The sequence below is a fragment of the Xanthomonas sp. NCPPB 3570 genome (assembly GCF_056725115.1).
Map to the genome: position 1 here is coordinate 1,654,419 of NZ_CM161513.1, position 26,202 is coordinate 1,680,620.

Genomic DNA, 26,202 nt, shown 5'->3' on the forward strand with positions numbered 1-26,202 from the left:
GTTCATCCCTCAGTGGCGGCGGCACGGTGTCGCGGCGCCGTGCACGCGGACTGCGTCCCCAGGCGTGGCGACCGTCTGCGTGGGTATCGATCCGCACCGGCAGCAGACGGCATCGCACTGCAGGATCAGCACGTCGTCGCGGGGCGTGGCCAGGCCGAGTTCGACGGCCGCCCAGGCCGCACCGACGCTGGGGTGGCCTGCGAACGGCAGTTCGCCCTGGGGTTGAAGAGGCGGATGCGGTCGTCCGTGCCCGCGTCCGGCGGCAGGAAGGACACCGTCTCCGAGAGGTTCTGCCAGACCGCCAGGCGCTGCATGCGCGGGGCGTCCAAGTCGCGGCATCGAGGACCGCGCACAGTGGAGCACCCACCCCAGGCTGACGGAAAAGACGCCCGGTTGCGGCTGGCGGCGCGCGCTCATCCGCGCTCCGTTGGCAGTAGAATCGGGGGTTCCGCTCGAGCATTCGGGCGTTTTCCCCACATCTTAGACACCCCCACTCCATGTCAGCTCCCTCTCCTGCCGATCGCTGGATCGTCCTCAAGTTCGGCGGCACTTCGGTGTCGCGTCGTCATCGCTGGGACACGATTGGACGGCTGGCGAAAAAACGCGCGGACGAGACCGGCGCGCGGGTGCTGGTGGTGGTGTCGGCCTTGTCCGGGGTCACCAACGAACTGACCGCGATCGCCGACGGCAGCGCCGACAGCGCGCAACGCGTGGCCGCGCTGGAGCAGCGCCACCGCGACTTCCTGGCCGAACTGGAGCTGGACGCCGAGGCGGTGCTGGGCGAACGCCTGGCGGCGCTGCGCGGCCTGCTCGACGATCCGCGCGCGGCCGAGCGCACGCTGGACTGGCAGGCCGAGGTGCTGGGGCAGGGCGAACTGCTGTCCTCGACCCTGGGCGCGGCCTATCTGCGCGCCAACGGCCTGGACATGGGCTGGATGGATGCGCGGCAGTGGCTGGACGCGCTGCCGCCGCAGCCGAACCAGAGCGCCTGGTCGCGGCGCCTGTCGGTGTCCTGCCAGTGGCAGTCCGATCCGCAGTGGCGGGCGCGCTTCGTTGCCCAGCCCACGCGCATGCTGATCACCCAGGGCTTCATCGCCCGGCACGAGGACGGCGGCACCGCCATCCTCGGCCGCGGCGGCTCGGATACCTCGGCGGCGTATTTCGGCGCGCTGCTCGGGGCCAGCCGGGTGGATATCTGGACCGACGTGCCCGGCATGTTCAGCGCCAATCCGCGCGAAGTGCCGGATGCGCGCCTGCTGACCCGCCTGGACTACTACGAGGCGCAGGAAATCGCCACCACCGGCGCCAAAGTGCTGCACCCGCGCTCGATCAAGCCGTGCCGCGACGGCGGCGTGCCGATGGCGATCCTGGACACCGAGCGCCCGGAGTTGCCCGGCACCAGCATCGACGGCAACGCCCGCACCGTGCCCGGGGTCAAGGCGATCAGCCGCCGCAACGGCATCGTGCTGGTGTCCATGGAAGGTATCGGCATGTGGCAGCAGGTCGGCTTCCTCGCCGACGTGTTCGCGCTGTTCAAGAAGCACGGGCTGTCGGTGGACCTGATCGGCTCGGCCGAGACCAACGTCACCGTGTCGCTGGATCCGAGCGAGAACCTGGTCAACACCGACGTGCTGGCGGCGCTGTCGGCCGACCTGGCGGAGATCTGCCGGGTCAAGATCATCGTGCCGTGCGCGGCGATCACCCTGGTCGGGCGCGGCATGCGCTCGCTGCTGCACAAGCTCTCGGACGTGTGGGCCACGTTCGGCAAGGAGCGCGTGCACATGATCTCGCAGTCGTCCAACGACCTGAACCTGACCTTCGTCATCGACGAAACCGACGCCGATGGACTGCTGCCGATCCTGCACGCCGAACTGATCGACAGCGGCGCAATGCCGGTGGAAGAGACCGAGGTGTTCGGCCCGCGCTGGCGCGAGATCGCCGGCACCGTGCGGCCGCGGCCGGTGCCGTGGTGGCAGGGCGAGCGCGCGCATCTGCTGCGCCTGGCCGAGGCCGGCACGCCGCGCTACATCTACCACCTGCCGACCCTGCGCGAACGCGCGCGGGCGCTCAAGGCGATCGCGGCGGTGGACCAGCGCTACTACGCGATCAAGGCCAACGCGCATCCGGCAATCCTGCAGACCCTGGTCGAGGAGGGCTTCGGCCTGGAGTGCGTCTCGCACGGCGAACTGCGCCGGGTGTTCGAGATCGTGCCGGAACTGTCGCCGCGGCGGGTGCTGTTTACCCCCAGCTTCGCGCCCCGCGCCGAGTACGAAGCCGCGTTCGCGCTGGGCGTGACCGTGACCGTGGACAACGTCGAGGCGCTGCAGCGCTGGCCGGAGCTGTTCCGCGGCCGCAGCCTGTGGCTGCGCATCGACCTGGGCCATGGCGACGGCCACCACGAGAAGGTCAACACCGGCGGCAAGGCTTCCAAGTTCGGCCTGTCGGCGACCCGCGTCGACGAGTTCGTCGAGGCCGCGCGCGCGCTGGACATCCGCATCGTCGGCCTGCACGCGCACCTGGGCAGCGGCGTGGAGACGGCGCAGCACTGGCGGCGCATGTGCGACGAGCTGGCCGGCTTCGCCCGGCGCATCGGCAGCGTCGAGATCATCGACATCGGCGGCGGCCTGCCGATCCCGTACAGCGCCGACGACGAACCGTTCGACCTGGACACCTTCGCGCAGGGCCTGGCCGAGGCCAAGGCGGTGCATCCGGCGTTCCGCTTGGCGATCGAACCGGGCCGCTATCTGGTCGCCGAATGCGGCGTGCTGCTGGCCCGCGCCACCCAGGTGATCGAGAAGGACGGTATCCGCCGGGTCGGCCTGGATGCCGGCATGAACACCTTGATCCGCCCGGCGCTGTACGACGCCTGGCACGACGTGGCGAACCTGAGCCGGCTCGAGCAGCCGGCCGAGACCGTGTTCGACGTGGTCGGGCCGATCTGCGAATCCAGCGACGTGTTCGGCAAGCGCCGGCGCCTGCCGGCGGGCACCGCGCCCGACGACGTGATGCTGATCGCCGACGCCGGTGCCTATGGCTACAGCATGGCCAGCACCTACAACCAGCGCGAATTGCCCCGCGAGGAGGCGATCGATGCGCGCACGGACTGAGTTCGTCGCGGGCAGCGCCGCGGCCGGCGCGCTTGCGATGGTGGCTGCCACCGCGGTGGATCAGTCCGGCACCTCGCTGCCGTGGACCGACAGCCTGAAGTGGGCGTTGCCGGCGTTGGCCGCCGCTGCCATCGGCGCATGGCTGGCGGTGCGCTGGCAGCGCCGCGGGCCCGCGGCGAGCACCGGCGCGCTGGCCCTGCGCACCTCGCTCCTGGCCGCGTTGGCCTACCTGCCGGCGCTGGCGCTGTATGTGCTGGTGGCCGTGCTGGCCTCCGCCGCGTCGGTGCCGGCCGGACAGCACTGGCAACTGCTGCTGATGGCCTTCGTGTTCGGCTGCCTGCCGCTGCTGTGGGCCGCCTTGCCGTTTTCGATGCTCGAATTTCTTCTGTGCCGCCGCTATCTGCGGCACACCCGTGTGCTTGCAGGACGTCCATGACCGCTTTCGACAAACAGCAGATCGCCACCTTCCGCTTCGTGCGCTGCGGCTTCGACGCCGACAGCGGCGTGGCGCGCCTGGTCTATGCGTTCGACGACGGCCCGGAGCTGGTGGAGACCATCACCGTGCCCGGCGCGCCGTTCGCGCTCGACCCGGCGCGCGCGCAGGCGGCGCAGCGCGCCCTGCGCCTGCTGCACCTGATCGCCGGCGTCAGCTATTACAAGGCGGCGGTGCCGCCGCGCATCGTCATCGACGACTACGCCATCGACATCGAGACCGCGGCGCTGCTGGACAGCGTGTACCTGCATGGCCTGGGCGAGTTCGCCTATCGCAACGGCCTGGACCTGCGTGGGCGCATCCGCTTCCCGGCCGCGGATGCCGACGCGGCCGACGCGGCGGCGCTGGGGCTGCGCGACCAGGCGCTGGTGGCGATCGGCGGCGGCAAGGATTCGCTGGTCAGCATCGAGGCCCTGCGCGCGGCCGGTGTGGCGCAGACGGTGACCTGGATCGGCGGCTCGCAGCTGATCCGCGCCTGCGCCGAGCGCACCGGGCTGCCGACCTTGAACATCGGCCGCACGCTGGCGCCGGAGCTGTTCGAGCTGAACCGGCAGGGCGCGTGGAACGGGCATATCCCGGTGACGGCGGTGAACTCGGCGATCCTGGTGTTCGCCGCGGTGCTGCACGACGCCGGCCAGGTCGTGTTCTCCAACGAGCACTCGGCCAGCTACGGCAGCCAGATCGCCGGCACCGGCGAGGTCAACCACCAGTGGTCCAAGGGCTGGGCTTTCGAGCAGGCGTTCGGTGAGCAGGTGCAGCGCTACGTGGCCGCGGACCTGCGCTACTACTCGCTGCTGCGGCCGCTGTCGGAGCTGGCGGTGGCGCGGCAGTTCGCCAAGACCGATCACTACGACGCGCATTTCTCCAGTTGCAACCGCAATTTCCACATCCTCGGCGAGCGACCGGCGCACCGCTGGTGCGGGGTCTGCCCGAAGTGCCATTTCGTGTTCCTGGCGCTGGCGCCGTTCATGCCGAAGACGCGGCTGGTGCGCATCTTCGGCCGCAACCTGCTCGACGACGCCGGCCAGGCCGGCGGCTTCGATGCGCTGCTGGAGTTCCAGGACCACAAGCCGTTCGAGTGCGTCGGCGAAGGCCGCGAGTCGCGCGCGGCGATGGCGGCGCTGGCGGCGCGCGCGGAATGGAAGGAGGACGCGCTGGTGGCGCGCTTCATCCGCGAGATCCAGCCGCAGCTCGACCCCGCCGACCTGCGCGTGGAGCCGCTGCTGGAACTGGACGCGCAGCACCGCATCCCGGCCGACCTGTGGGAACGCGTGCGTGCGAATTTCGCAGCTTGAGTCGCAGCGCGTCGCGCTGTGGGGTTGGGGTCGCGAGGGCCGCGCGGCGTACGCAGCGGTGCGTGGGCGGGAATCGGGAGTTGTGCTGCCGCTGACGGTGTTCTGTTCGGCTGAGGAGGCCGCGGAGATCGCCGCGCTGCGCGATCCTGCATTGCATGTCGAGACCGAGGCCACTGCCGAGCGCCTGGCCGCGTTCGATGTGGTCATCAAGTCGCCCGGGATCAGTCCGTACCGGCCCGAGGCGCAGGCCGCCGCGGCGCGCGGCACGCGCTTCATCGGCGGCACCGCGCTGTGGTTCGCCGAACACGCCGGTGCCGACGGGGTGGTGCCCGGCAGCGTCTGCGTCACCGGCACCAAGGGCAAGAGCACCACCACCGCGCTGCTGGCGCACCTGCTGCGCGCCGGCGGCCACCGCACCGGCCTGGTCGGCAACATCGGCGTGCCGCTGCTGGAAGTGCTGGCGCCGATGCCGCCGCCGCAGTACTGGGCGATCGAACTGTCCAGCTACCAGACCGGCGACGTCGCCCGCAGCGGCGCACGGCCGCAACTGGCGCTGGTGCTGAACCTGTTCCCCGAGCATCTGGACTGGCACGGCAGCCATGCGCGCTACATCGCCGACAAGCTCGAGCTGGTCACCCATGCGCGGCCGCGCATCGCCCTGCTCAACGCCGCCGATCCGCAACTGGCCGCCCTGCAACTGCCCGACAGCGAGGTGCGCTGGTTCAACCGCGAGGACGGCTGGCACATGCGCGGCGAGGTGGTCTACCGCGGCGACACCGCGGTGTACGACAGCGCACAGGCGCCGCTGCCGGGCCGGCACAACCGCGGCAACCTGTGCGCGGTGCTGGCCGCGGTCGAGGCGCTGGGCCTGGATGCGGCGGCGCTGGCGCCGGCGGCCGATCGCTTCCGGCCGCTGCCGAACCGGCTGCAGACCCTGGGCACGCGCGACGGCGTGACCTATGTGAACGACTCGATCAGCACCACCCCGCATGCCAGCCTCGCGGCGCTGGAGTGCTTCCGCGGGCGGCGCATCGCGCTGCTGGTCGGCGGTCACGACCGCGGCCTGGACTGGCAGGACTTCGCCGACCACATGCGCGATGGCGGGGCGCCGCTGGAGATCGTCACCCTGGGCGCCAACGGCCCGCGCATCCATGCGCTGCTGGCGCCGCTGGCCGCCGCCGCCGGCTTCGGCCTGCATGCCGCGGCCGACCTGGCGGAAGCAGTGGCGCTGGCGCGCGCGGCGCTGGGCGAGCAGGGCGGCGTGGTGCTGCTGTCGCCCGGCGCGCCCAGCTTCGGCGCCTACCGCGACTACGTGGCGCGCGGCCGCCATTTCGCCGCGCTGGCCGGGTTCGACCCGGACGCGATCAGCGCCATTCCGGGGCTGGGCATCGCCTGAGCCGCGCCGCCTCGGCGCACACATCGCGCTGGCGGCGCCTTGCGTACACTCCCGCGCGGGATCCCACGGGAGAAAGGCGATGCGCACACGTTCGATGATGCGGTGGACCGGGTTGCTCGGGCTGGCCTTGGCGCTGCCGCTGCCGGCCTGGGCCGCGATGCAGGCCAAGCCGGTGGAGTGGCAGGTCGGCAAGGACAGTTTCAGCGGCGTGCTGGTCTACGACGATGCCGACCACGACAAGCGCCCGGGCCTGGTGATGGTGCCGAACTGGCGCGGCGTCAACGATTCCGCGGTGGAAAAGGCCAAGCGCCTGGCCGGCGACGACTACGTGGTGCTGGTGGCCGACGTCTACGGCAAGGGCAAGCGACCGGCCAACGATACCGAGGCCGGGCAGTTCGCCGGTGCGCTGAAGAAGGACCCGGCCACGCTGCGCGCACGCGCGTTGGCGGCGGTGGCGGCGTTGAAGGCGCAGGCCGGCAAGGCGCCGCTGGACCCGGCCAAAATCGGCGCGGTCGGTTTCTGCTTCGGCGGCACCACGGTGCTGGAACTGGTCCGTGCCGGTGCGCCACTGGCCGGTGTGGTCAGCCTGCATGGCGGCCTGGCCACCGCGGCGCCCGCCGCCGCGGGCAGCGCCAAGGCGCCGGTGCTGGTGCTCAACGGTGCCGACGACAAGAGCGTGAGCCGCGACGACATCGTCGCCTTCGAGCAGGAGATGAACCGCGCCGGCGCCGACTGGCAGTTCGTCAACTTCAGCGGCGCCGTGCACTGCTTCGCCGAAGCCGACGCCAACAGCCCGCCGGGCTGCCAGTACAACCCCCGCGCCGCCAAGCGTGCCTACCGGATGCTCGAGGACTTCTTCGAGGAGCGGTTCGGGCGGGAGTAGGGAGGGGCTTCCGGGATTCGGGAGGTGCCTCGCGCTGCGCGCTTGGCGGGATTGGGGATTGGCAAAAGCGGTACATCGCGCTTTGCCAATTCCCGTGCGTAGCCAGACCTAAGGCGTGTGCGCCGTTGACTTCGTCTGTGAGCCAGCAGTGCGTCGGATCTCAGGCAAGCCGCTTTTAACGAATCCCGAATCCCGACTCCCCAATCCCCCCGGCGCGCCCAGCGCGCCGGATCAATGCTTCCGCGACACCGCGTACCGCGCCAGCCCGCGCAGGGCGGCCACGGCCTCGTTCTCGGGCAGGCCGTCCAGGGCGCGCTCGGCGGCGGCGGCGTAGTCGGCCGCTCGGCGGCGGCTGTAGTCGATGCCGCCGCTGGCTTCGATCGCGGCCAGCACCTCCGGCATCGCGCTGGCGTCGCCCTGTTCGACGATCTGGCGCAGGCGCGCGCGGGTGGCGTCGTCGGCATGGGCCATGGCATGGATCAGCGGCAGCGTGGCCTTGCCCTCGGCCAGGTCGTCGCCCAGGTTCTTGCCGAGGTCGGCGGCCTCGGCGGTGTAGTCGAGCACGTCGTCGGCGATCTGGAACGCGTAGCCCAACTGCATGCCGTAGTCGTACAGCCGCTGCTGCACGTCCTCGCTGGCGCCGGAGGCCAGCGCGCCCAGGCGGGTGCCGGCGGCGAACAGCACCGCGGTCTTGCGCTCGATCACGCGCAGGTAGGCGGCTTCGTCGGTGTCCGGGTTGTGCACGTGCAGCAGCTGCAGCACTTCGCCCTCGGCGATGCGGTTGGTGGTGTCGGCGAGCAGGCGCATCACCGCCATGCTGTCCAGCTCCACCATCAGCTGGAAGCTGCGCGAGTACAGGAAGTCGCCGACCAGCACGCTCGGCGCGTTGCCCCACAGCGCGTTGGCGGTGCTGCGGCCGCGGCGCAGATCCGATTCGTCCACCACGTCGTCGTGCAGCAGGGTCGAGGTGTGGATGAATTCGATGATCGCCGCCAACTGGTGCTGCATCGGCCCACCGGCGCCGCAGGCGCGGCCGGCCAGCACCACCAGCATCGGCCGCAGGCGCTTGCCGCCGGCGGAGACGATGTGGTCGGCGATCTGGTTGATCAGCACGACGTCCGAGGCCAGGCGGCGGCGGATCAGGGCGTCCACCTCGGCCATGTCCGGCGCGGCGAGCATCTGGATATGGGGCAGGCCCAGGGCGGAGCTGGAGGATTCGGCGATGCTCATGCGGACAGGACTGGAAACGTGCGCAAAGTATAGGGTGCGCGGCCACATCCGTCCCGCGGTTGGCCGGGGCCGGCGCCGGAGGGCTTGCCGCGCTTGGCTCGGGCGCTCCCGCGGGCCACGCCCCGGCAGGATTCCGACAGGCCGGTGCGGCGTTTTCCGGGGTGCCCGCGGGCGCCTGGCGCAGGCCGGCCCAGCCCGGCGATGTTAGGATTGCTTCCCGAAATCTTCTTTACCGCTCTGCGTGCCCCCCGGCCCGCGGAGACCCCAGACGGAAGCAGCTCATGGCCCGCGGCATCAACAAAGTCATCCTCGTCGGCAACCTCGGCAACGATCCCGACACCAAGTACACCCAGGCCGGCATGGCCATCACCCGGATCAGCCTGGCCACCACCAGCGTGCGCAAGGACCGCGACGGCAACCAGCAGGAACGCACCGAGTGGCATCGCGTGGTGTTTTTCGGAAAGCTGGGTGAGATCGCCGGCGAGTACCTGCGCAAAGGCAGCTCGGTCTATGTCGAAGGCTCGATCCGCTACGACAAGTACACCGGCCAGGACGGCGTGGAGAAGTACTCCACCGACATCGTCGCCGACGAGATGCAGATGCTCGGCGGCCGCGGCGAGGGTGGCGGCGGCATGGGCGGCGGCGACCGTCCGCAGCGCTCGGCACCGCCGCGCCAGGAGCGTTCCGGCATGGGCGGTGGCGGTGGTGGCGGGCAGGATTACGCGCCGCGTCGGCAGCAGCCGGCCCCGCAGCAGTCCGCGCCGATGGACGACTTTGCGGATGACGACATCCCGTTCTGATTCTTGGTGGTTCTGCGATGCAGACAAACCCCGGCAAGCCAGTGTGCTTGTCGGGGTTTTCTTTTGCAGGAGATGTTTTCCTTTCTGCCGGCCTGGGCTCTGTGTTCTGCGCGGAGAGGATGTAAACGACGGGCGATGGGCATCCGGGTGGGCCCAAGCGTGCGTGCACGCGGCGAGTGTCCCGCTGTTCTCGCCTTCGCTGAACCGGGTTGATCGCCGATCGTGGCTTCGCATGCCGTCGCCTCGCGCAACGTCTTGGCGCGGTGTCTCTTGCCGAATTCATGCTGTCGCTCGTGCAGGCCGGCGTGGCCGGACGGACCAAGCGGCGTAGGAGCGGCTTTCAGCCGCGACGGCGTTCCTGGGAAAGTCTGTCGCGGCTAAAGCCGCTCCTACGGAAAAGCACATTGGCGGCGCTTGCCGCTACGCCACGATCCGCGCTCAATGAATGCGCGTGGCGGCGTGGTAGGGATGCCTGAGACGCCCAGTCGAATCCGCCATCCCAGCCACCTTGCAGGCAGGCGAACGCCATGGGAGTGCGGTTTCACCGGCTTGTCGCCATGCTTCACCGCGTGACGATGTCACGCGCGTGTCAGCCAGCTCTTCGCTGCATATCTGCTCGGCTACCTCCTCGTGCAACGCCGCGCTCCATCCTCGTCACGCGGCGATCGACGCGACAGTTGTTGTGCTCTGCAGCATGGGTTTTCGTGCACCGCGTCTTGCAAAAAACTCATTTCCTCCCGTATGGTTCAATCGATTGAATCGCGGCGATTCGTCAGCGTTTGAACCGGTTGGGAGGCCGGAAGGTGGATGTCTATCCATTCGATCGGACCGGCGCCGGCCTCGGGGTTCACGCGGCGCGAGGCGCTGCGCATGGCGGTTGCCGGGAGCCTTGGCCTGGGGGCAGTGGGCATGTTGCCGGCACTCGCTGCCGACACGCCGCTCAAGGGAAACCTGAAGCATTCCGTCGCCCGCTGGACGTTTCCGCAGCTGTCGGTCGCACAGCTCTGCCAGGTGGTGAAGGGTCTCGGGTTTGCCGCCATCGATCTGGTAGGGCCGGCGGATTGGCCCACGCTGAAGGCGCACGGCGTGTACAGCGCGATGTGCAACGGCGCGGAACTCGGCCTGGACAAGGGCTTCGCCGGCAGCCAGTTCCACGAGGCACTGGTCGAGCGCTATATGCGGCACATCGACCTGGTGGCCGATGCCGGCTATCGCAACCTCATCTGTTTTTCCGGCAATCGCAATGGCATGGATCCGCAGGAAGGCATGGCCCACGCCGAAGCCGGGCTCAAGCGCATCCTCGGCCATGCCGAGAAGCGCGATGTCGTGCTGGTGATGGAGCTGCTGAACTCCAAGGTCGATCATCACGACTATCTGTGCGACCACTCGGCCTGGGGCGTGGAGCTGTGCCAGCGGATCGGTTCTGACCATTTCGGCCTGCTGTACGACATCTACCACATGCAGATCATGGAGGGCGACATCATCGCCACCATCGGCAAGCATCACGCGTGCTTCAAGCATTACCACACCGCCGGCGTTCCGGGCCGGCACGAGATCGGGGACGCTCAGGAGCTCCACTATCCCGCCATCTGTCGCGCGATCCGCGACACCGGTTTCGATGGTTATCTGGCCCAGGAATTCGTTCCCACGGCGCCGGATCCCGTCGGCTCGCTGCGCGAGGCGATCCGCCTCTGCGACGTCTGAAACGCTATCCACCCAGGTGAAGTAGAACCCATGGCAGACAATCATTACGACGCCATCGTCGTTGGCTCGGGAATCAGTGGCGGTTGGGCGGCGAAGGAGCTGACCGAGAAGGGACTCAAGGTCCTGATGCTGGAACGCGGACGCAACATCGAGCACGTCAAGGACTACGTCAACGCGATGAAGGAGGCGTGGGACTTCCCGCACCGCAACCGCCCGACTCAGGCGATGAAGGCCGCTCATCCGGTGCTGATGCGCGACTACGGCCTGGTCGAGAACCTGCAGGGGATGTGGGCCGACGAACAGGAATCGCCCTATACCGAGATCAAGCGATTCGACTGGTTCCGCGGCTATCACGTCGGCGGCCGCTCGCTGATGTGGGGAAGGCAGAGCTATCGCCTGTCGGACCTGGATTTCGAAGCGAATCTCAAGGACGGCATCGCCACCGATTGGCCGATCCGCTACGCCGACATCGCGCCCTGGTACGACCACGTGGAGAAGTTCGCCGGCATCGCCGGCACGCGCGAGGGACTGGACGTGTTGCCGGACGGCGAGTTCCTGCCGCCGATCCCGCTGAACATCGTCGAGAAGGACGTCGCTGCGCGGATCCAGAAGGCCTTCGGCGGCACCCGGCACCTGATCCACTCGCGCACCGCCAACATCACCCAGCCCAAGGTCGAGCAGGGCCGCGTCAACTGCCAGTACCGCAACAAGTGCATCCTGGGCTGTCCCTTCGGCGCCTATTTCTCGACCCAGTCGGCCACGCTGCCGGCGGCGATGAAGACGGGCAACCTGACCCTGCGGCCGTTCTCGATCGTCAAGGAAGTGCTCTACGACAAGGACCGCAAGCGCGCGCGTGGGGTGGAGATCATCGACGCCGAGAGCGGACAGACCTACCAGTACACGGCCAAGGTCGTCTTCCTCAATGCGTCCTCGTTCAACTCGACCTGGCTGCTGATGAATTCCGCCACCGACGTGTGGGACGGCGGCCTGGGGTCGTCGTCCGGCGAGCTCGGGCACAACGTGATGGATCATCATTTCGGCGCCGGTGCCTCCGGCCGGGTCGAGGGCTACGAGGACAAGTACTACTTCGGCCGTCGTCCCTGCGGCTTCTACATTCCGCGGTTCCGCAACATCGCCGCGGACAAGCGCGGCTACCTGCGCGGCTTCGGCTACCAGGGTGGCGCCAGCCGCACCGGCTGGTCGCGCGAGATCGCGGAGTTGAACATCGGCGCCGACCTGAAGGAGGCGCTGACCCTGCCGGGCGACTGGCGCATCGGCATGACCGGCTTCGGCGAAATGCTGCCTCACCACGACAACGCGATCCGCCTGGATCCGCAGCGCAAGGACAAGTGGGGGCTGCCGGTGCTGGCGATGGACGTGGCCATGCGCGAGAACGAAAAGGCCATGCGCAAGGACATGGCTGCCGACGCCGCCGAGATGCTGGAGGCGGCCGGCGTCAAGGACGTGAAGATGCACGATTCCGACTACGCGCCTGGCAAGGGCATCCACGAGATGGGCACCGCGCGCATGGGCCGGGACCGCAAGAACTCCGTGCTGAACCAGTACAACCAGGTGTGGGACGCGCCGAACGTCTACGTGACCGACGGCGCCTGCATGACCTCCAGCGCCTGCGTGAACCCTTCGCTGACCTACATGGCGCTGACCGCACGTGCCGCCGATCATGCGGTGCGCGAACTGAAAGCGGGGAACCTGTGATGGAACGTCGCGAACTGCTGAAGATGATCTTCGCCGCCACGGGCGCGGCCATGGTCGGCCTGCCCGCGCTCGTGCATGGCCAGGCACCGGCCGCTGGGGCGAAGGCGCTGTTCACCGCCGCGGATATCGGCACCCTGGACGAGATCGCCGAGACCATCCTGCCGCGGACCAAGACGCCGGGGGCGAAGGACGCCGCTGCGGGCGCGTTCATGGCGAAATTCGTCACCGACTGCTACACCGCCCGGCAGCAGGCGACGTTCCGCGCCGGCCTGGCCGACATCGACAAACGTGCCGGCGGTCGCTTCGTCTCGCTCACTCCGCAGGCGCGCACCGAGTTGCTGCGCGCCCTGGATGCGGAGGCCAGGACGCACGCCGTCGACGTGACCGATACCGGTACCGCCGAAGCGGCGGACGCGATGCCGCATCCCTTCACGATGATCAAGCAACTGACCATCTTCGGTTTCTTCACTTCCGAGATCGGTGCGACCGACGTGCTGCGCTACGTTGCCGTGCCGGGCCGCTACGAGGACATCACCTATGTCCCCGGCACGCCTGCCTGGGCAACCAGTTGATGCACCGTCACGCTTCGCCATCCCTTCCTTGCCTGGAAACACGATGACCAGATCCCTGCTGATGGCGGCCTGCCTGCTGGCCACCGCGCCTGCGTTGGCGCAGGCCGACGCCGACCCCGCGCGCGATCCGACCAAGACCGAAGTGTGGAAGCCCGTGCCCGCGATGGTGGCCACGCCTGCGGGCCGCGCGCCTTCCGACGCGATCGTGCTGTTCGATGGCAAGGATCTGTCGGCCTGGGAGTCGGAGCAGGGCGGACGCGTGCCCTGGAGCATCGCCGACGGCGCAATGACCGTGGTGCCGGGCAGCAAGGGCATCCGCACCAAGCAAGGCTTCTGCGACATCCAGTTGCACGTGGAATGGCGTACGCCCACCGCGACGCGCGGATTCGACGGCCAGCAGCGCGGGAACAGCGGCATCTTCCTGCAGGAACGCTATGAGTTGCAGGTGCTCGACAGCTACGACAACCCCACCTATGCCAACGGCCAGGCCGGTGCCATCTACAAGCAGGCCATTCCGCTGGTGAATGCCTCGCGTGCGCCGGGCCAGTGGCAGGCGTACGACATCATCTGGAAGGCGCCGCGCTTCTCGCAGGGCGGCGGACTCACGTCGCCCGCCCGCATCACCGTCCTGCACAACGGCGTGCTGGTGCAGAACGACACCGTGCTGTCGGGCAAGACCGAGTACATCGGCGCGCCGTCGTATGCGCCGCATGCCTGCGCGCCGATCCTGCTGCAGGAGCACGACTCCAAGGTCAGCTACCGCAATATCTGGGTGCGCGAACTGTAGCGCCGGCGCGTGGCCGGCGCCTGTCGCCTACTGCGCCAGGAAGCTGGCGAGGTCGTCCACGTCCTGCTGCGACAGTTGCGAGAACGGCGGCATCAATCCGCCGCCGTTGCGGATATTCTCCTTGATCTGCGCGGGCTGCAGTCGCTTGCCTACGTCGGTCAGCGCGGGGAAGGTGGGCGGGACGCCAGCACGATTCGCACCGTGGCAGGCCGTGCAGTGGTTCGCGTAGAGCTGCGCGCCGGCCGTCGGGTCGCCCTTGGCCCAGGCCGTGCTCGCCAGCGTCGCCCCCAGCAGCGCCACGGTCATCGTCAGCATCGTGTTCAAGCGAAACTCCTCTGCGGACTAACGCGGCGTTGCGGCCGGCAGATGTTCGCGCAGGTACTCCGCTCCGGTCTTGATGACGGTGGCCGGGTCGCGCGGCTGGTCGTGCTCGATGATGTACCACTGCACGCCGCTCCCCGCCGCGGCGGGCAGGATCGCGCTCCAGTTCAGGACGCCCTTGCCGACCGCGGCGAAGCCGCCTTCGTCTGCGGCCTGGCCTTTCGGTGCGTTGTCCTTGGCATGGACCGCGAACATGCGGCCCTTGAACTTGCCGAGCATCGCCGCCGGGTCGTAGCCCGCGCGCGCGACCCAGGCCAGGTCCAGCTCGGTCTTGAGATCGGGGCCGGCCGCGGCGAACAGCAGTTCCAGGCCGGTCTTGCCATTGAAGTCGACCAGTTCGAAATCGTGGTTGTGATACGCCAGGCGCATGCCCTTGGCGCGTGCCCGTTTCGCGAGCTGGCCCAGTTCCTTGCCCAGTGCGGTCCAGCCTGCGGCATCGGTGGGCCGCTCCTTCTGGTCCAGGTAAGGCACCACCAGCGTCGTGTTGCCGATCGAGCGGTTGAAGGCCACCGCGCCGTCCAGGTCCTTGCGCAGGTCGGCCAGCTGGACGTGCGATGAGATCGCCTTGATCGAATACTTGTCCAGCAACTGCTTGAGTTCCACCGCACTCACGTTCTGCGTGCCGACCGTTTCCACCGCGCCCACACCCGCGTCGTGGACGATCTTCAACTGCTGGTCGAGCGAGCCGGCGTTGCGCAATGTGTACATCTGCACGGCGATGGGGGCCTGCGGACCGGCGACGTCGTGTGCGAAGGCGGGCAGGGCCACGAGGAGCAGCAGTGCGAGGGTTGCGGTTCTGCGTGTCGGTGTGTTCATCAGGAAGTCCTCCCGGAAGTCAGTCGATGGATGTCCAGCCGCGTGTCCTGGCCGATGCGATGACGCGATCGACGATCAGCGCCGAGCGCAGCCCGTCCTCGAAGGTGGGCAGGCCCTCCGGCCGCTCGCCTGCGATGGCGCGGTAGGTGTCGGCGACGAACGCCTCGAAGCAATCGCCGTAGCCCTGCGCGTGCCCGGCCGGCAGTGTCGCCAGCCGGCGTTGTTCGGTACTGCCGGCACCCGGCCCGCGCACGAAGATCTCCTCGCGCTGGTCCGGCCGGCCGATCCAAAGACGCTCTGCGTCCTCCTGGTCGAACGCGACGCTGGCACTGGCGCCATCGATCTCGAACCAGAGGCGATTGCGGCGCCCTGCCGAGACCTGGCTGACCGTCAACGAGGCCAGCGTGCCCGCGCCGGTTCTGAGCATCGCCATGGCCACGTCTTCGCTCGCGACCGCCTGCATCGCGCCGCCCGCGGCCGGCGTGGTGAAACTCTGTCCGGTGTTGGTGCCGCGCTCGGCGATCACCGTCGCGAATGCCGCACTGACCTCGGCGAAGCGCTCGCCGCTCACCCATTCCACCAGGTCGCACCAGTGCGAGCCGATGTCGGCGAACACGCGCGACGTGCCGCCCAGGGTCGGGTCCACGCGCCAGTTGTTGCTGGCCGGGTCCAGCAGCCAGTCCTGCAGGTAGCTGCCGTGGATCAGGCGCAGCGGCCCCAGTTCGCCCTGGGCGATGCGGGCGCGCGCCTCGCGGACCACCGGGTGGTAGCGGTAGACGAAGGGCACCGTTGCGACCAGCCCGGTCGCGCGGGCCAACGCCGCCAGCGCCCGGGCGTCCTCCAGCGTCGTGGCCAGCGGCTTCTCGCAGATCACGTGCTTGCCGGCGTCCAGCGCTGCCTGCGCCATGGCGCGATGCAGATGGTTGGGTGTGCAGACGTGCACGACCTGCACCTGCGGATCGGCGACCACTTCCGCGATATCGCGATAGGCATGCGGGACATCCCAGGATTGCGCCACCTCGCGTGCGCGCTGCGGGGACGAGGCGGCGACGCCGCGGACCGAGGCGCCGGCCAGCAGTGCCGCGCGGCGGTGCACGGCGCCGATCATGCCGGTGCCGACGATGGCGATTCCAAGCTTGGGCATTGGAGGGGCCCTCAAGACGCGGAAGGGGCGGCCGCGACGGCGGGCCGGTCCCGGAACAGCAGCAGGAAGGCGACCAGCACCACCAGTGCCACGCCGGCCGGGAACAGCCAGATCTGCCGCCAGTCCGGGCCCGCCGCGGTGGTGTAGTGCTCCACCACGGCGCCGGACAGGAAGGTGCCGATCAGCATGCCCACGCCGTACGTAGCCAGGGTGATGAAGCCCTGTGCGCTGCTGCGCGCGGCGGGGCCGGCATGCGCATCGGTGTAGATCTGGCCGGTGACGAAGAAGAAGTCGTAGCAGATGCCGTGCAGCACGATGCCGATCACCAGCAGCGAGAAGCCGCCGCCCGCATCGCCGAAAGCGAACATCGCGTAGCGCAGCACCCACGCCGCCATGCCCACCGCCAGCATCGTCTTGACCCCCAGCCGCACGAACAGGAACGGCATGGCCAGCATCAGCAGCACTTCGGACACCTGGCCCAGCGATTGCAGGCCGGCCGCGCCGCGCACGCCGAGATCGTTGAGATAGGGGTTGGTGAAGTTGTAGTAGAACGCCAGCGGGATGCAGATGGCGATGGAGGCCAGGAAGAACACCAGATAGGAGCGCGACTTGAGCAGCCGCAGCGAATCCAGCCCCAGGATCTGCCCCAGCCCGGCGTCGCGCTGCCGCGCCAGCGGCGGCGTATGCGGCAGGGTGAAGGCATACAGGCCCAGGGCCAGCGAGGCCATCGCCGCCATCCGGAAGGTCAGCTCGAGCCGATGCGCCTGCTCCCAGCCCAGCCAGCCGATCAGCACGCCGGCCACGATCCAGCCGACACTGCCGGCGACCCGTACCGGCGGAAACTGCTTCTCAGGCGACTGCATGTGCCGCATCGCCACGCTGTTGGCCAGTGCCAGCGTCGGCATGAACAGCAGCATGTAGCCCATGACGCAGGCGAAGAACACGCTGAAGTCGGTCGCCTTGGATGCCAGCCACATGAGCACCGCACCGGCGAGATGCAGCACCCCCAGGATGCGCTGCGCCGCGAAGTAGCGATCGGCGATCAGGCCGACCAGGAACGGCGCGACGATGGCGCCGATGGACTGGCTGAGGAACGCCGTCGCCACCTGGCTCGCGCTGGCGTGCAGCGGCCCCTGCACCAGGTAGGTTCCCAGGGTCACGAACCAAGCGCCCCAGATGAAGAACTGCAGAAACATCATCGCGCCCAAGCGCGACATGGTGTGCGTCATGGCGTCCCCTCCCAGGGCGGCAATGGCTCAGGTCCCCAACATGCGGCGCAGCGCTGCCGGATCGGCACCGCTGCCGGCGAAGTCGTCGAAGGCGCGTTCGGTCACGTGGATGATGTGGTCGCGAATGAACGCGGCGCCCTCCCGCGCCCCGTCTTCCGGATGCTTCAGGCAGCACTCCCACTCCAGCACCGCCCAGCCCGGGAAATCGTATTGCGCGAACTTGGAGAAGATCGCCTTGAAATCGACCTGGCCATCGCCGAGCGAGCGGAACCGCCCCGGACGATCGATCCAGTCCTGGTAGCCGCCGTAGACGCCGCTGCGCGCACTGGCCCGGTACTCCGCGTCCTTGACGTGGAAGATGCCGATGCGCGCGTGGTAGCGATCGATGAAGCCCAGGTAGTCCATCTGCTGCAGCAGCAGGTGGCTGGGGTCGTACAGGATCTTGGCGCGTGGGTGGTGATCGACCACGTCGAGGAAGCGCTCGAAGGTGGCGCCGTCGTGCAGGTCCTCGCCCGGGTGGATTTCGAAGCACAGGTCCACGCCGCAGGCGTCGAAGGCATCCAGGATGGGGCGCCAGCGCCGGCCGAGTTCGGCGAAGGCTTCTTCCACCAGCCCGGGCGGGCGTTGCGGCCAGGGATAGAAATAAGGCCAGGCCAGCGCGCCGGAAAACGTGGCATGCGCCGTCAGCCCCAGGCGCTGGCTGGCCTTGGCGGCCAGCTGCAACTGCTCCACGGCCCAGGCCTGGCGGGCGGCGGGGTTGCCGCGCTTGTCCGGCGGTGCGAATCCGTCGAACAGGCCGTCGTAGGCGGGGTGCACCGCGACCAGTTGTCCCTGCAGGTGGGTGGACAGCTCGGTGATCTGCAGGCCGTGCCCGGCCAGCATGCCGGCGAGGTCGTCGCAATACGCCTGGCTGTGCGCGGCCTGGGCCAGATCGAACAGATGGGGCGCGCTGGTCGGCACTTGTAAGCCAGAATAGCCCAGGCCCGCGGCCCATTCGGCCAGCGTGTCCAGGCGATTGAAGGGAGGTGTGTCGGCGATGAACTGTGCCAGGAACAGCGCCGGACCCTTGAGCGTCTTCAACGTGATTCGCCCTCGTGCAATCGATTGAATGATCCTAGCATGGGCCCCCCGCAAGACCCGTTGTGCACTGCACAGCAGAAAGAAGAAGAGCTCAGATTCAATGGCCACAACCATCTACGACATCGCAAAGCACGTCGGCGTCACTGCGGGCACGGTGTCGCGGGCGCTGTCCCGGCCGGAAAAGGTCCTGCCCGCCACGCGCGCGCGCATCGAGCAGGCCGCCGCCGCGCTGGGCTATGTGCCCAACACCGTGGCCAGGACGCTCAAGACCCAGCGCAGCGGCAAGCTCCTGGTCACCGTCCCGGACATCGCCAATCCCTTCTTTGCGCAGATCCTGCAGGGCGCGGAGGACGCCGCGCAGGCGGTGGGCTACGCCGTGCTGCTGGGCGATACCCAGCACCGGCCCGACCGCGAGGAGCGCTATGCGCAGATGCTCCGGCGCAACGAGGCCGACGGCCTGATCGTGCTCGGCCACCGCCTGCCGCCGACGGCGCGCGCGATCGTCAAGCAGCGGGGTGCCGCCGCGCCGGTGGTCAACGGCTGCGAGTTCGACCCGGCGCTGGGCATTCCCAGCGTGCACATCGACAACGCGGCCGCCGCGGGCGCCGTGATGGACCACCTGTACGGACTGGGGCACGCGCAGATCGCCGTGGTCGGCGGCCCGCCCGACAATCCCCTGCATCAGCAACGCCTGGAAGGGGTCCGGGCCTGCGCCAAGGCGCACCGCCGCCTGCGCAGCCTGACCGTCGTGCCGGGCGATTTCTCCGTCGAATCCGGCCATGCGGCGGCGCTGGCGCTGCTGGGCCGTACGCCTGCGCCGACCGCGATCTTCTGCTTCAGCGACCAGATGGCGCTGGGGGCCCTAGCGGCCTGCCGGGACCTGGGCATCCGCGTGCCGGACGACCTGTCCATCGTCGGCTTCGACGACCTGGCGTCGTCCAGTTACCTCACTCCCCCGTTGACGACGATCAGGCAGCCCATGCGTGAGATCGGTGTCCGCGCGGTCAACCTGCTGCTCGCCATCATCGAGCGGGGGGACGTGCCGCTGCAGCAGACGCTGGATTTCAGCTTGATGGTGCGCGGGTCGACCGCTGCTCCGAGGGGGTAGGTGACGGCGGGGATGTGGGGGCGATCGGTTCGATTGGTGCGCGCTGCCGTTTCCGTGGCAGATCAAGGGAGCGCGTTCCCGAGCTGCTGGCCTTGCTGGTTCTCGGCCCTGACGCCGCCGGAGGTCGGTGCCAATGAGCAGTACACCCGTGCCGAGATCCTGGATGTATGTAGCGGACATCGGAGGCCCCTGGTAAGCACGTCGAAAGTGAAGCGCGCGACCTTCTACAGCGATGTTCAAGGCAAGATTCGCTTCGCCGCGGGCGCTGATTCGGACAACGGCAACAAGCTTTGGCCGAGGTGCGGCCGGTCGCACTGCGGGCGCGGGATGGAACACAATTGCACGGCTTCGTCACCCTGCCCGTCGCCGCTGTGTCCGGCAAGGTGCCGATGGTGGTGATGCCGCATGGAGGACCGTTCGGCGAATTTGACTCGGGCATGTTCGACGGTGACGCCCAAATCCTGGCCGCTGCTGGCTATGCGGTGTTGCAGGTCAACTATCGCGGTTCCGGCAACTACGGCCGGGCGTTCGAACAGGCGCGCTGCAATGGGGCGGTACCATGCAGGACGACGTGACCGATGCCACGCGCTGGGCGATCGCGCAGGGCATTGCGGATCCTGGTCGCATCTGCATGTACGGCGCCAGTTATGGCGCCTATGCATCGTTGATGGGCGTGGCGAAGGAGCCTTCGCTGTACCGATGCGCGGCAGGCTATGTGGGTGTCTACGATCTGCCGATGATGTACGCCAAGGGCGATATTCAGCGCAGACGGTCTGGCGAAACCTACCTGCGAGAATGGCTGGGTCCAAGCGATGCGCTGACGGCGGTATCGCCGGTGAATCTAGCCGACCGGATCAAGGTGCCGGTGTTCCTGGCCGCGGGTGGCGAGGACGAGCGCGCGCCGATCGAACACACCCGAGAGATGGAGGCCGCTCTGAAGCGGGCGGGGGTGCCAGTGGAGACGCTCTATGTGGCGACAGAGGGTCATGGCTTCTACACCGAGGAACATCGTCGCGAGTTCTACACCCGGTTGCTGGCATTCCTGAGCACGTCGCTGGGCGGTGCGCAGGCGGCGCCGGCGGAAAAGCTGTAAGCAGCGGTCGCATGACGATGCGGCCGAGGCGCCATGTGCCACGACTGCGTGGCATCAGCGCTGTCGGGGGCTCCTCCGGACAGCGCTGATGCCCGCTTGGGGCTTAGTAGGTCAGTGTGACCAGCTGGCATTTGGAGGTCTTGCCGCCGTCGTAGTCGTAGATGACGCGAAGATTCGCCCCCTTCGAATTGACCAGCGGCAGCAGGATCTGCCAGCGGTTGGGCGTGCCCTCCGGCTCTTCGCGGACCTTCTTGAGGATTTCCGACTCCAGATCCGACGGTGTGTTGATGCCGTCGGCCGGACCGCGATCCCGGACCCGGCTGTAGAAATGGAAGCCGTTATCGGTCCATTGCTGCGGCAGCATCCTGTTCCAGGCCGAATTGGTCACCTGCTTCCACGGCTGGTCGATATTGCCGCTGAGCCGCAACGGGTAGGGGCATGCGGCCTGAACCGATGCGCAGCTGCCGCAGAGTAGTGCGAGGCCGGCCAGCCCCCGCGCCGCCAGGCGTTTCCAGTGTGTCTTCATTGCGATCTCCCTCGTGAGCACGGACGTGATGCGCCGGATCCTGATCGGACCGGGCGCCTGCAGGTTGCACCTGCCATTGCATGACGCGGGAAAGGCAACGGTTGTGAATCGCGGCGGTGCGGGCTCGGTCGCGAATCCGCTCAACGCACCCCATGCATCATCCGCCGCAGTAGCGGCGCGGCGAGGAAGGCCAATACCGCGCAACCCACGCCGATCCACAGCAGGAGCCAGAACAGGTGCGCGTACTTGGCCGCGGCGTCGGCGACGTTGAGGGTCTGGCCATCCGGCACTTCGATCGCGGCGAGCTTGCCGAACAGCGCCGCCAGCGCCTCGGAGAACGCCGTGGCCAGGAACCAGGTACCCATCATCAGGCTGACCACGCGCGGCACCGCAAGTTGGGTCACCGCCGACAGGCCGACGGGCGACAGGCACATTTCGCCGGCCTCCAGCACGAAGTAGGCCAGCACCAGCCACCACACGCTGGCCATCTGTCCGGTGGCGCCGACCTGTTGCGCGGCCAGCGCCAGCGGCACGAAGGACAGCCCGGCCAGCAGCAAGCCCAGCGCCGACTTGGTCGGCTTGGACGGCTCGCGTCCGCGCCGCGCCAGCCACGCCCACAGTGCGGCGAACAGCGGCGCCAGCAGCACCAGGAACAGCGCGCCCAGGTAGGTCAGCGAGCCGGCGGTCTGCGGCAGCACCAGGCAGTCGCGGATCAGGAACAGCAGCATCAACGCGCTGACTGCGACGAACAGCCGCCGCGGCGCCGACGAGCCGGGGCGGCGGTCGGACAGCGAGGCCGCCAGCACGAAGCCCAACGGCGCCAGCAGCAGCGAGGCGATCGACCAGGGCAGGGGCGTGCCGCCGCGGATCACCAGCGACGGCACGATGTCCTTGGTCATCAGCCGGTCGGTGAAGGTCACCCACGAGCCGTAGGTCTGCTCGTACAAAGTGAAGTACACCAGCGCCATCGCGATCAGCACCATCAGCGCGATCATCTGCTGACGCTGCACCGGCGTGCACTGGGTGCCGGTGAACCAGGCGAACCACAGCAGCACCGCGCCGAGCACCAGCAGCATCAGCAGCAAGGCCAGGGAGATTTCCCCGCCCAGGCTGAAGGCGCCGTTGGCCGCGGCCCACATCAAGGCGGCCACCGGCAGTACGCCCAGCACGGCGCACAGGTAGATCGCCCATTCGCGCGGCACGCCGAGCACGCGCTCGCGCAGCAGCGCCGGCTGCGCCGGTTCGGCGTGGCCGTGCAGGTATTTCTGGCCCCACAGGAACATGCCCAGGCCGAGCAGCATGCCGATGCCGGCCGCGCCGAAGCCGTAGCGCCAGCCGTAGGCCTCGCCGAGGAAGCCGCAGACCAGCGAGGCGAACAGGGCGCCGAGGTTGATGCCGGCGTAGAACAGCGAGAAGCCGGCATCGCGGCGCGGGTCGTCGGCCGGGTACAGCTTGCCGACGATGGTGGAGATGTTGGGCTTGAGGAAGCCCACGCCCATGATGATCAGCGCCAGCGACAGGTAGGTCACGCCCAGGGACGCGGTATCGCGGACCACCTCGCCGTTGATCCGGGTGGCGGCGTGGCCCTCGAAGGCCATGCCGATGTGGCCGAGCACCAGCAGCAGTCCGCCGAACACCACCGCCTTGCGCATGCCCAGCCAGCGGTCGGCGAGCAGCCCGCCGAGCACCGGCACGCAATACACCAGGCCGCCGTAGGCGCCGAGCAGGTCGAGCCCGGCGTCGTCGCCGAACAGGTGGTACTTGGTCAGGTACAGCAACAGCAGCGCCTTCATGCCGTAGAAGGAGAAGCGCTCCCACATCTCGGTGAAGAAGCAGACGTAAACGCCCTTGGGATGGCCGAGGAAATCGTCGCGCGCGTCGCGCAGCGGCAGGGAGGACACGGACACGGCGACTCTCGGCGCAGGAAGGCAGCGGCGGAGTATAGGCGCGCCTGCGCCCGCGCGAATGGCGGCGCGCGGCATGGAGGGTTCGGCGGCGGGCGTACCCTCACCCCAACCCCTCTCCCGGTGGGAGAGGGGCTACTGCTGTTCCTTTTCCCCTCGGGACCACAGCCCCCTTCTCTGGGGGAAGGCGCCCCGCAGGGGCGGATGAGGGTTGGGCAGCGCCTGCATGGCTGGGGCGCGCTGCGTGCCGCCGTACCCTCACCCCAACCCCTCTCCCGGTGGGAGAGGGGCTACTGCTGTTCCTTCTCCCGTCGGGACCACGGCCCCCTTTTCGGGGGAAGGTGCCCCGCAGGGGCGGATGAGGGTTGGGCAGCGCCTGCATGGCTGGGGCGCTCTGCGTGCCGCCGGACCCTCACCCCAACCCCTCTCCCGGTGGGAGAGGGGCTCTTGCTGTTCCTTCTCCCGTCGGGACCACGGCCCCCTTTTCGGGGGGAAGGTGCCCCGCAGGGGCGGATGAGGGTTGGGCAGGGCCTGCATGGCTGGAGCGCGCTGCGTGTGCCGTACCCTCACCCCAACCCCTCTCCCGGCGGGAGAGGGGCTACTTGCTGCCTCAGCTTCTGCAAATCCCCAATCCCGAATCCCCAATCCCGGCCCCCAGGCATGTGCCACAAGCTGGGCGCCGCGAGGCTGGACTTGCCCGGCCCCAGACGCTAGCGTGCAAAGCGTTTTTGTCGTTTCAGGGGTAACCATGAACAACGCTGCCGCGCCGCGCCAGCTCACGTTCCGTGCCGTGGTGCTGGCGATCGTGCTGGCCGTGGTGCTGTCCGCCGCCAATGCCTACCTCGGTCTGTTCGCCGGCCTGACCATCGCCACCGCGATTCCGGCGGCGGTGGTGTCGATGGGCGTGCTGCGCCTGCTCGGCGGCGGCTCCATCCTCGAGAACAACATCGTGCAGACCGGCGCGTCGGCCGGTTCCTCGATCGCGGCGGGGGTGATCTTCACCATTCCGGCGCTGGTGATCATGGGCTACTGGCCGGACTTCAAGTACTGGTGGGTGCTCGGCATCGCCGGCATGGGCGGCCTGCTCGGGGTGCTGTTCTCGGTGCCGCTGCGGCGCTCGATGATCGTCGAGGATCCGCTGCCGTTCCCGGAAGGCAAGGCCGCCGCGGAAGTGCTCAAGGCCGGCGAGAACCCCGGGCCGGGGCTGAAGATCCTCGGCCTGTCGGCGGCGATCGGCGGGCTGGTCAAGCTCGGTGCGGCCAGCGGCCTGAAGGTGATTCCGGATACCTGGGCGCAGGCCGCGTACATCGGCAGCAGCAAGATGGTCGGCTACGTCGGCACCAATCTGTCGCCGGCGCTGCTGGGCGTGGGCTACATCGTCGGGCTCAACGTCGGCATCGTGGTGCTGTCCGGGTCGATCCTGTCGTGGCACATCGCCATTCCGCTGTACCAGCAGTTCTTCATGGGCTCCGATCCGGCGCTGGCGCAGAGCCTGGCCAATGCGCCGGCGGCCGAGGCCGCGTTCGGCATCTGGTCGGCCAAGGTGCGCTACCTGGGCGTGGGTGCGATGCTGATCGGTGGCGTGTGGACGTTGTTCTCGCTGCGCAAGTCGCTGCTGTCGGGCGTCAAGAGCGGCTTCGCCGCGGCGCGCAAGAGCACCGGCGGCGCCGCGGTGGCCGAGACCGATCGCGACCTGCCGATGAAGTGGATGCTGGTGGCGCTGCTGCTGTGCACACTGCCGCTGCTGGGCCTGTACCAGGCCATCGTCGGCCAGTGGCACGTCAGCGTGCCGATGACCCTCATCATGATCGTCGCCGGCTTCCTGTTCGTGTCGGTGTCCGGCTACCTGGCCGGCCTGATCGGGTCGTCGAACAATCCGGTCTCGGGCATCACCATCTCCACCATCCTGTTCGCCTCGGCGGTGCTGGTGCTGCTGCTCGGGCGCGATTCGCCGATCGGCGCGGTCGCCGCGATCATGATCGGTGCGGTGGTGTGCTGCGCCGCGGCGGTCGGCGGCGACAACCTGCAGGACCTGAAGGCCGGCTACCTGGTCGGTGCCACGCCGTGGAAGCAGCAACTGATGCTGGCGATCGGTGCGTTCTCGTGCGCGCTGATCATGGCCCCGGTGCTGAACCTGCTGGCCCAGGCCTACGGCATCGGTGCGGCCACGCCGCAGCATCCCAATGCGCTGGCGGCGCCGCAGGCCACGCTGATGGCGTCGGTCGCCAAGGGTCTGTTCGGCGGCGAACTGCCGTGGACCATGATCGGCATCGGTGCCGGCGTCGGTGCGGCGATCATCGCCCTGGACGAGTGGCTGAAGAAGACCGGCAAGCGCTTCCGCGTGCCGGTGCTGGCCGCGGCGATCGGCATCTACCTGCCGCTGGAACTGATGGTGCCGATCTTCCTCGGCGGCCTGCTGACTCATCTGGTCGAGCGCTTCCACAAGATCCGCGCCGACGACGAAGAGGGCCGCGACCGCGTGCACCGTCCGGGCACGCTGTTCGCCGCGGGCCTGATCACCGGCGAAGCGCTGATGGGCATCGCCATCGCGGTGCCGATCGTGGCCTCGGGCCGCGCCGACGTGCTGGCACTGCCGCAGGCGTTCCACCTCAACCAGTGGGCCGGCCTGTCCCTGTTGGCCTTCGTCGGCTGGTTGCTGTACCGCACCGGCCGCAAGGGCGAAGCCGCGGCCGCGCCGCGCACCTAACCGGCGCAACCGCCTCCCGCAACGCAACATCCGAAGCCCGGCCCCGCGCCGGGCTTCGTGTTTGCGGCCGTGTCAGCGCGCCGCGTACCGCAGCAGTTTCTCGTCGGCTGGTCCGCGCCGCATGCAGCGCTTGGATCCAAGAACGAATCGCGCTGAATGGCGCGTGCTTCACCACCAAGGCCGGCGCCGTCACCCGCCTCCTGCGCTTCGCCAAGCCGACGCATCGCACTA

At 68.8% G+C, this 26,202-nt stretch carries 20 protein-coding genes and 1 pseudogene; 13 read left to right on the forward strand and 8 right to left on the reverse strand.

The features are described 5' to 3' along the window. Positions 1 to 497 precede the first annotated feature (497 nt). The 5 genes from AC1PLR_RS07310 (at position 498) to AC1PLR_RS07330 (ending at position 7,174) form a co-directional block, all read left to right on the forward strand. Positions 498 to 3,107, forward strand: a complete 2,610-nt coding sequence (locus AC1PLR_RS07310) for a bifunctional aspartate kinase/diaminopimelate decarboxylase (RefSeq protein WP_481103119.1) — start codon at positions 498 to 500, stop codon at positions 3,105 to 3,107. Further along, the gene (locus AC1PLR_RS07315) at positions 3,091 to 3,543 is read left to right on the forward strand and encodes a hypothetical protein (protein ID WP_010341996.1); all 453 of its coding nucleotides are present in this window, start codon (positions 3,091 to 3,093) and stop codon (positions 3,541 to 3,543) included. The genes AC1PLR_RS07310 and AC1PLR_RS07315 overlap by 17 nt, the downstream gene beginning before the upstream one ends. Continuing rightward, on the forward strand, positions 3,540 to 4,895 hold the full coding sequence (gene murL / locus AC1PLR_RS07320; RefSeq protein ID WP_481103120.1) for a UDP-N-acetyl-alpha-D-muramoyl-L-alanyl-L-glutamate epimerase: 1,356 nt from the start codon (positions 3,540 to 3,542) through the stop codon (positions 4,893 to 4,895). The genes AC1PLR_RS07315 and murL overlap by 4 nt, the downstream gene beginning before the upstream one ends. Continuing rightward, the gene (murD, locus tag AC1PLR_RS07325; RefSeq protein ID WP_481103121.1) at positions 4,876 to 6,291 is read left to right on the forward strand and encodes a UDP-N-acetylmuramoyl-L-alanine--D-glutamate ligase; all 1,416 of its coding nucleotides are present in this window, start codon (positions 4,876 to 4,878) and stop codon (positions 6,289 to 6,291) included. Before murL ends, murD begins: the two co-directional genes overlap by 20 nt. 79 nt (positions 6,292 to 6,370) lie before the next feature. Further along, positions 6,371 to 7,174: a dienelactone hydrolase family protein gene (locus AC1PLR_RS07330; protein ID WP_481103122.1), complete on the forward strand. Its 804-nt coding sequence runs from the start codon at positions 6,371 to 6,373 to the stop codon at positions 7,172 to 7,174. 231 nt (positions 7,175 to 7,405) lie between these two features. Here the strand turns inward: AC1PLR_RS07330 and AC1PLR_RS07335 are convergent, their stop codons facing one another. Next, positions 7,406 to 8,404, reverse strand: a complete 999-nt coding sequence (locus AC1PLR_RS07335; RefSeq protein WP_481103123.1) for a polyprenyl synthetase family protein — start codon at positions 8,402 to 8,404, stop codon at positions 7,406 to 7,408. A gap of 281 nt (positions 8,405 to 8,685) precedes the next feature. Here AC1PLR_RS07335 and AC1PLR_RS07340 point away from each other — a divergent pair, with 281 nt between their 5' ends. The 5 genes from AC1PLR_RS07340 to AC1PLR_RS07360 all read left to right on the forward strand — a co-directional run bounded on the left by AC1PLR_RS07340 (position 8,686) and on the right by AC1PLR_RS07360 (position 13,983). Further along, positions 8,686 to 9,204, forward strand: a complete 519-nt coding sequence (locus AC1PLR_RS07340) for a single-stranded DNA-binding protein (protein WP_481096107.1) — start codon at positions 8,686 to 8,688, stop codon at positions 9,202 to 9,204. An 807-nt stretch (positions 9,205 to 10,011) separates the two neighbouring features. Beyond that, positions 10,012 to 10,908, forward strand: a complete 897-nt coding sequence (locus tag AC1PLR_RS07345) for a hydroxypyruvate isomerase family protein (protein ID WP_481103124.1) — start codon at positions 10,012 to 10,014, stop codon at positions 10,906 to 10,908. Positions 10,909 to 10,938: 30 nt separating this feature from the next. Next, positions 10,939 to 12,624 carry a GMC oxidoreductase gene (locus AC1PLR_RS07350; RefSeq protein WP_010341988.1) on the forward strand — a complete coding sequence of 562 codons (1,686 nt, stop codon included), beginning with the start codon at positions 10,939 to 10,941 and terminating at the stop codon, positions 12,622 to 12,624. Next, the gene (locus AC1PLR_RS07355) at positions 12,624 to 13,196 is read left to right on the forward strand and encodes a gluconate 2-dehydrogenase subunit 3 family protein (RefSeq protein ID WP_481103125.1); all 573 of its coding nucleotides are present in this window, start codon (positions 12,624 to 12,626) and stop codon (positions 13,194 to 13,196) included. The genes AC1PLR_RS07350 and AC1PLR_RS07355 overlap by 1 nt, the downstream gene beginning before the upstream one ends. A 43-nt stretch (positions 13,197 to 13,239) precedes the next feature. Then, entirely contained in the window at positions 13,240 to 13,983 is a 744-nt protein-coding gene (locus tag AC1PLR_RS07360) for a 3-keto-disaccharide hydrolase (protein ID WP_481103126.1), read from the forward strand. A 27-nt stretch (positions 13,984 to 14,010) separates the two neighbouring features. Here the strand turns inward: AC1PLR_RS07360 and AC1PLR_RS07365 are convergent, their stop codons facing one another. Genes AC1PLR_RS07365 through AC1PLR_RS07385 form a run of 5 tightly spaced genes read right to left on the reverse strand, consistent with a single transcriptional unit; the run spans position 14,011 to position 18,633 of the window. Beyond that, a complete protein-coding gene (locus AC1PLR_RS07365; RefSeq protein ID WP_481103553.1) occupies positions 14,011 to 14,289 on the reverse strand; it encodes a c-type cytochrome in 279 nt (92 codons plus the stop codon). A gap of 36 nt (positions 14,290 to 14,325) precedes the next feature. Then, positions 14,326 to 15,180: a sugar phosphate isomerase/epimerase family protein gene (locus tag AC1PLR_RS07370; RefSeq protein WP_481103127.1), complete on the reverse strand. Its 855-nt coding sequence runs from the start codon at positions 15,178 to 15,180 to the stop codon at positions 14,326 to 14,328. 19 nt (positions 15,181 to 15,199) lie between these two features. Beyond that, positions 15,200 to 16,324, reverse strand: coding sequence for a Gfo/Idh/MocA family protein (locus AC1PLR_RS07375; protein WP_481103128.1), 1,125 nt, complete (start codon positions 16,322 to 16,324; stop codon positions 15,200 to 15,202). Between the two features lie 11 nt (positions 16,325 to 16,335). Continuing rightward, a complete protein-coding gene (locus AC1PLR_RS07380) occupies positions 16,336 to 17,553 on the reverse strand; it encodes a nucleoside permease (protein WP_481103129.1) in 1,218 nt (405 codons plus the stop codon). Positions 17,554 to 17,580: 27 nt separating this feature from the next. Then, a complete protein-coding gene (locus tag AC1PLR_RS07385; RefSeq protein ID WP_481103130.1) occupies positions 17,581 to 18,633 on the reverse strand; it encodes a sugar phosphate isomerase/epimerase family protein in 1,053 nt (350 codons plus the stop codon). Positions 18,634 to 18,733: 100 nt separating this feature from the next. Here AC1PLR_RS07385 and AC1PLR_RS07390 point away from each other — a divergent pair, with 100 nt between their 5' ends. Both AC1PLR_RS07390 and AC1PLR_RS07395 read left to right on the forward strand, forming a co-directional pair. After that, entirely contained in the window at positions 18,734 to 19,741 is a 1,008-nt protein-coding gene (locus AC1PLR_RS07390) for a LacI family DNA-binding transcriptional regulator (RefSeq protein WP_481103554.1), read from the forward strand. 293 nt (positions 19,742 to 20,034) lie between these two features. Beyond that, a pseudogene (locus AC1PLR_RS07395) lies at positions 20,035 to 20,834 on the forward strand (alpha/beta hydrolase family protein); the annotation flags it as partial. A 103-nt stretch (positions 20,835 to 20,937) separates the two neighbouring features. Here the strand turns inward: AC1PLR_RS07395 and AC1PLR_RS07400 are convergent. Beyond that, a complete protein-coding gene (locus AC1PLR_RS07400; RefSeq protein ID WP_481103131.1) occupies positions 20,938 to 21,360 on the reverse strand; it encodes a hypothetical protein in 423 nt (140 codons plus the stop codon). 140 nt (positions 21,361 to 21,500) lie between these two features. Next, positions 21,501 to 23,267 (reverse strand): peptide MFS transporter, encoded by a 1,767-nt coding sequence (locus AC1PLR_RS07405; protein WP_481103132.1) that lies wholly within the window; start codon positions 23,265 to 23,267, stop codon positions 21,501 to 21,503. Between the two features lie 745 nt (positions 23,268 to 24,012). Between AC1PLR_RS07405 and AC1PLR_RS07410 the strand changes: the two genes are divergently transcribed. Beyond that, positions 24,013 to 25,971, forward strand: a complete 1,959-nt coding sequence (locus tag AC1PLR_RS07410) for an OPT family oligopeptide transporter (RefSeq protein WP_481103133.1) — start codon at positions 24,013 to 24,015, stop codon at positions 25,969 to 25,971. The last annotated feature ends 231 nt before the right edge of the window (positions 25,972 to 26,202 follow it).

Bases quoted from the DNA above. Each gene is read 5' to 3' on its own strand.
- AC1PLR_RS07390 (WP_481103554.1), top strand. From the start codon at position 18,734: ATGGCCACAACCATCTACGACATCGCAAAGCACGTCGGCGTCACTGCG.
- AC1PLR_RS07345 (WP_481103124.1), top strand. From the start codon at position 10,012: ATGTCTATCCATTCGATCGGACCGGCGCCGGCCTCGGGGTTCACGCGG.
- AC1PLR_RS07340 (WP_481096107.1), top strand. From the start codon at position 8,686: ATGGCCCGCGGCATCAACAAAGTCATCCTCGTCGGCAACCTCGGCAAC.
- AC1PLR_RS07370 (WP_481103127.1), bottom strand. From the start codon at position 15,180: ATGAACACACCGACACGCAGAACCGCAACCCTCGCACTGCTGCTCCTC.
- AC1PLR_RS07360 (WP_481103126.1), top strand. From the start codon at position 13,240: ATGACCAGATCCCTGCTGATGGCGGCCTGCCTGCTGGCCACCGCGCCT.
- AC1PLR_RS07400 (WP_481103131.1), bottom strand. From the start codon at position 21,360: ATGAAGACACACTGGAAACGCCTGGCGGCGCGGGGGCTGGCCGGCCTC.
- AC1PLR_RS07335 (WP_481103123.1), bottom strand. From the start codon at position 8,404: ATGAGCATCGCCGAATCCTCCAGCTCCGCCCTGGGCCTGCCCCATATC.
- AC1PLR_RS07355 (WP_481103125.1), top strand. From the start codon at position 12,624: ATGGAACGTCGCGAACTGCTGAAGATGATCTTCGCCGCCACGGGCGCG.
- AC1PLR_RS07315 (WP_010341996.1), top strand. From the start codon at position 3,091: ATGCGCGCACGGACTGAGTTCGTCGCGGGCAGCGCCGCGGCCGGCGCG.
- AC1PLR_RS07350 (WP_010341988.1), top strand. From the start codon at position 10,939: ATGGCAGACAATCATTACGACGCCATCGTCGTTGGCTCGGGAATCAGT.
- AC1PLR_RS07310 (WP_481103119.1), top strand. From the start codon at position 498: ATGTCAGCTCCCTCTCCTGCCGATCGCTGGATCGTCCTCAAGTTCGGC.
- AC1PLR_RS07410 (WP_481103133.1), top strand. From the start codon at position 24,013: ATGAACAACGCTGCCGCGCCGCGCCAGCTCACGTTCCGTGCCGTGGTG.
- AC1PLR_RS07330 (WP_481103122.1), top strand. From the start codon at position 6,371: ATGCGCACACGTTCGATGATGCGGTGGACCGGGTTGCTCGGGCTGGCC.
- AC1PLR_RS07375 (WP_481103128.1), bottom strand. From the start codon at position 16,324: ATGCCCAAGCTTGGAATCGCCATCGTCGGCACCGGCATGATCGGCGCC.
- AC1PLR_RS07365 (WP_481103553.1), bottom strand. From the start codon at position 14,289: ATGACCGTGGCGCTGCTGGGGGCGACGCTGGCGAGCACGGCCTGGGCC.
- AC1PLR_RS07380 (WP_481103129.1), bottom strand. From the start codon at position 17,553: ATGACGCACACCATGTCGCGCTTGGGCGCGATGATGTTTCTGCAGTTC.
- murL (WP_481103120.1), top strand. From the start codon at position 3,540: ATGACCGCTTTCGACAAACAGCAGATCGCCACCTTCCGCTTCGTGCGC.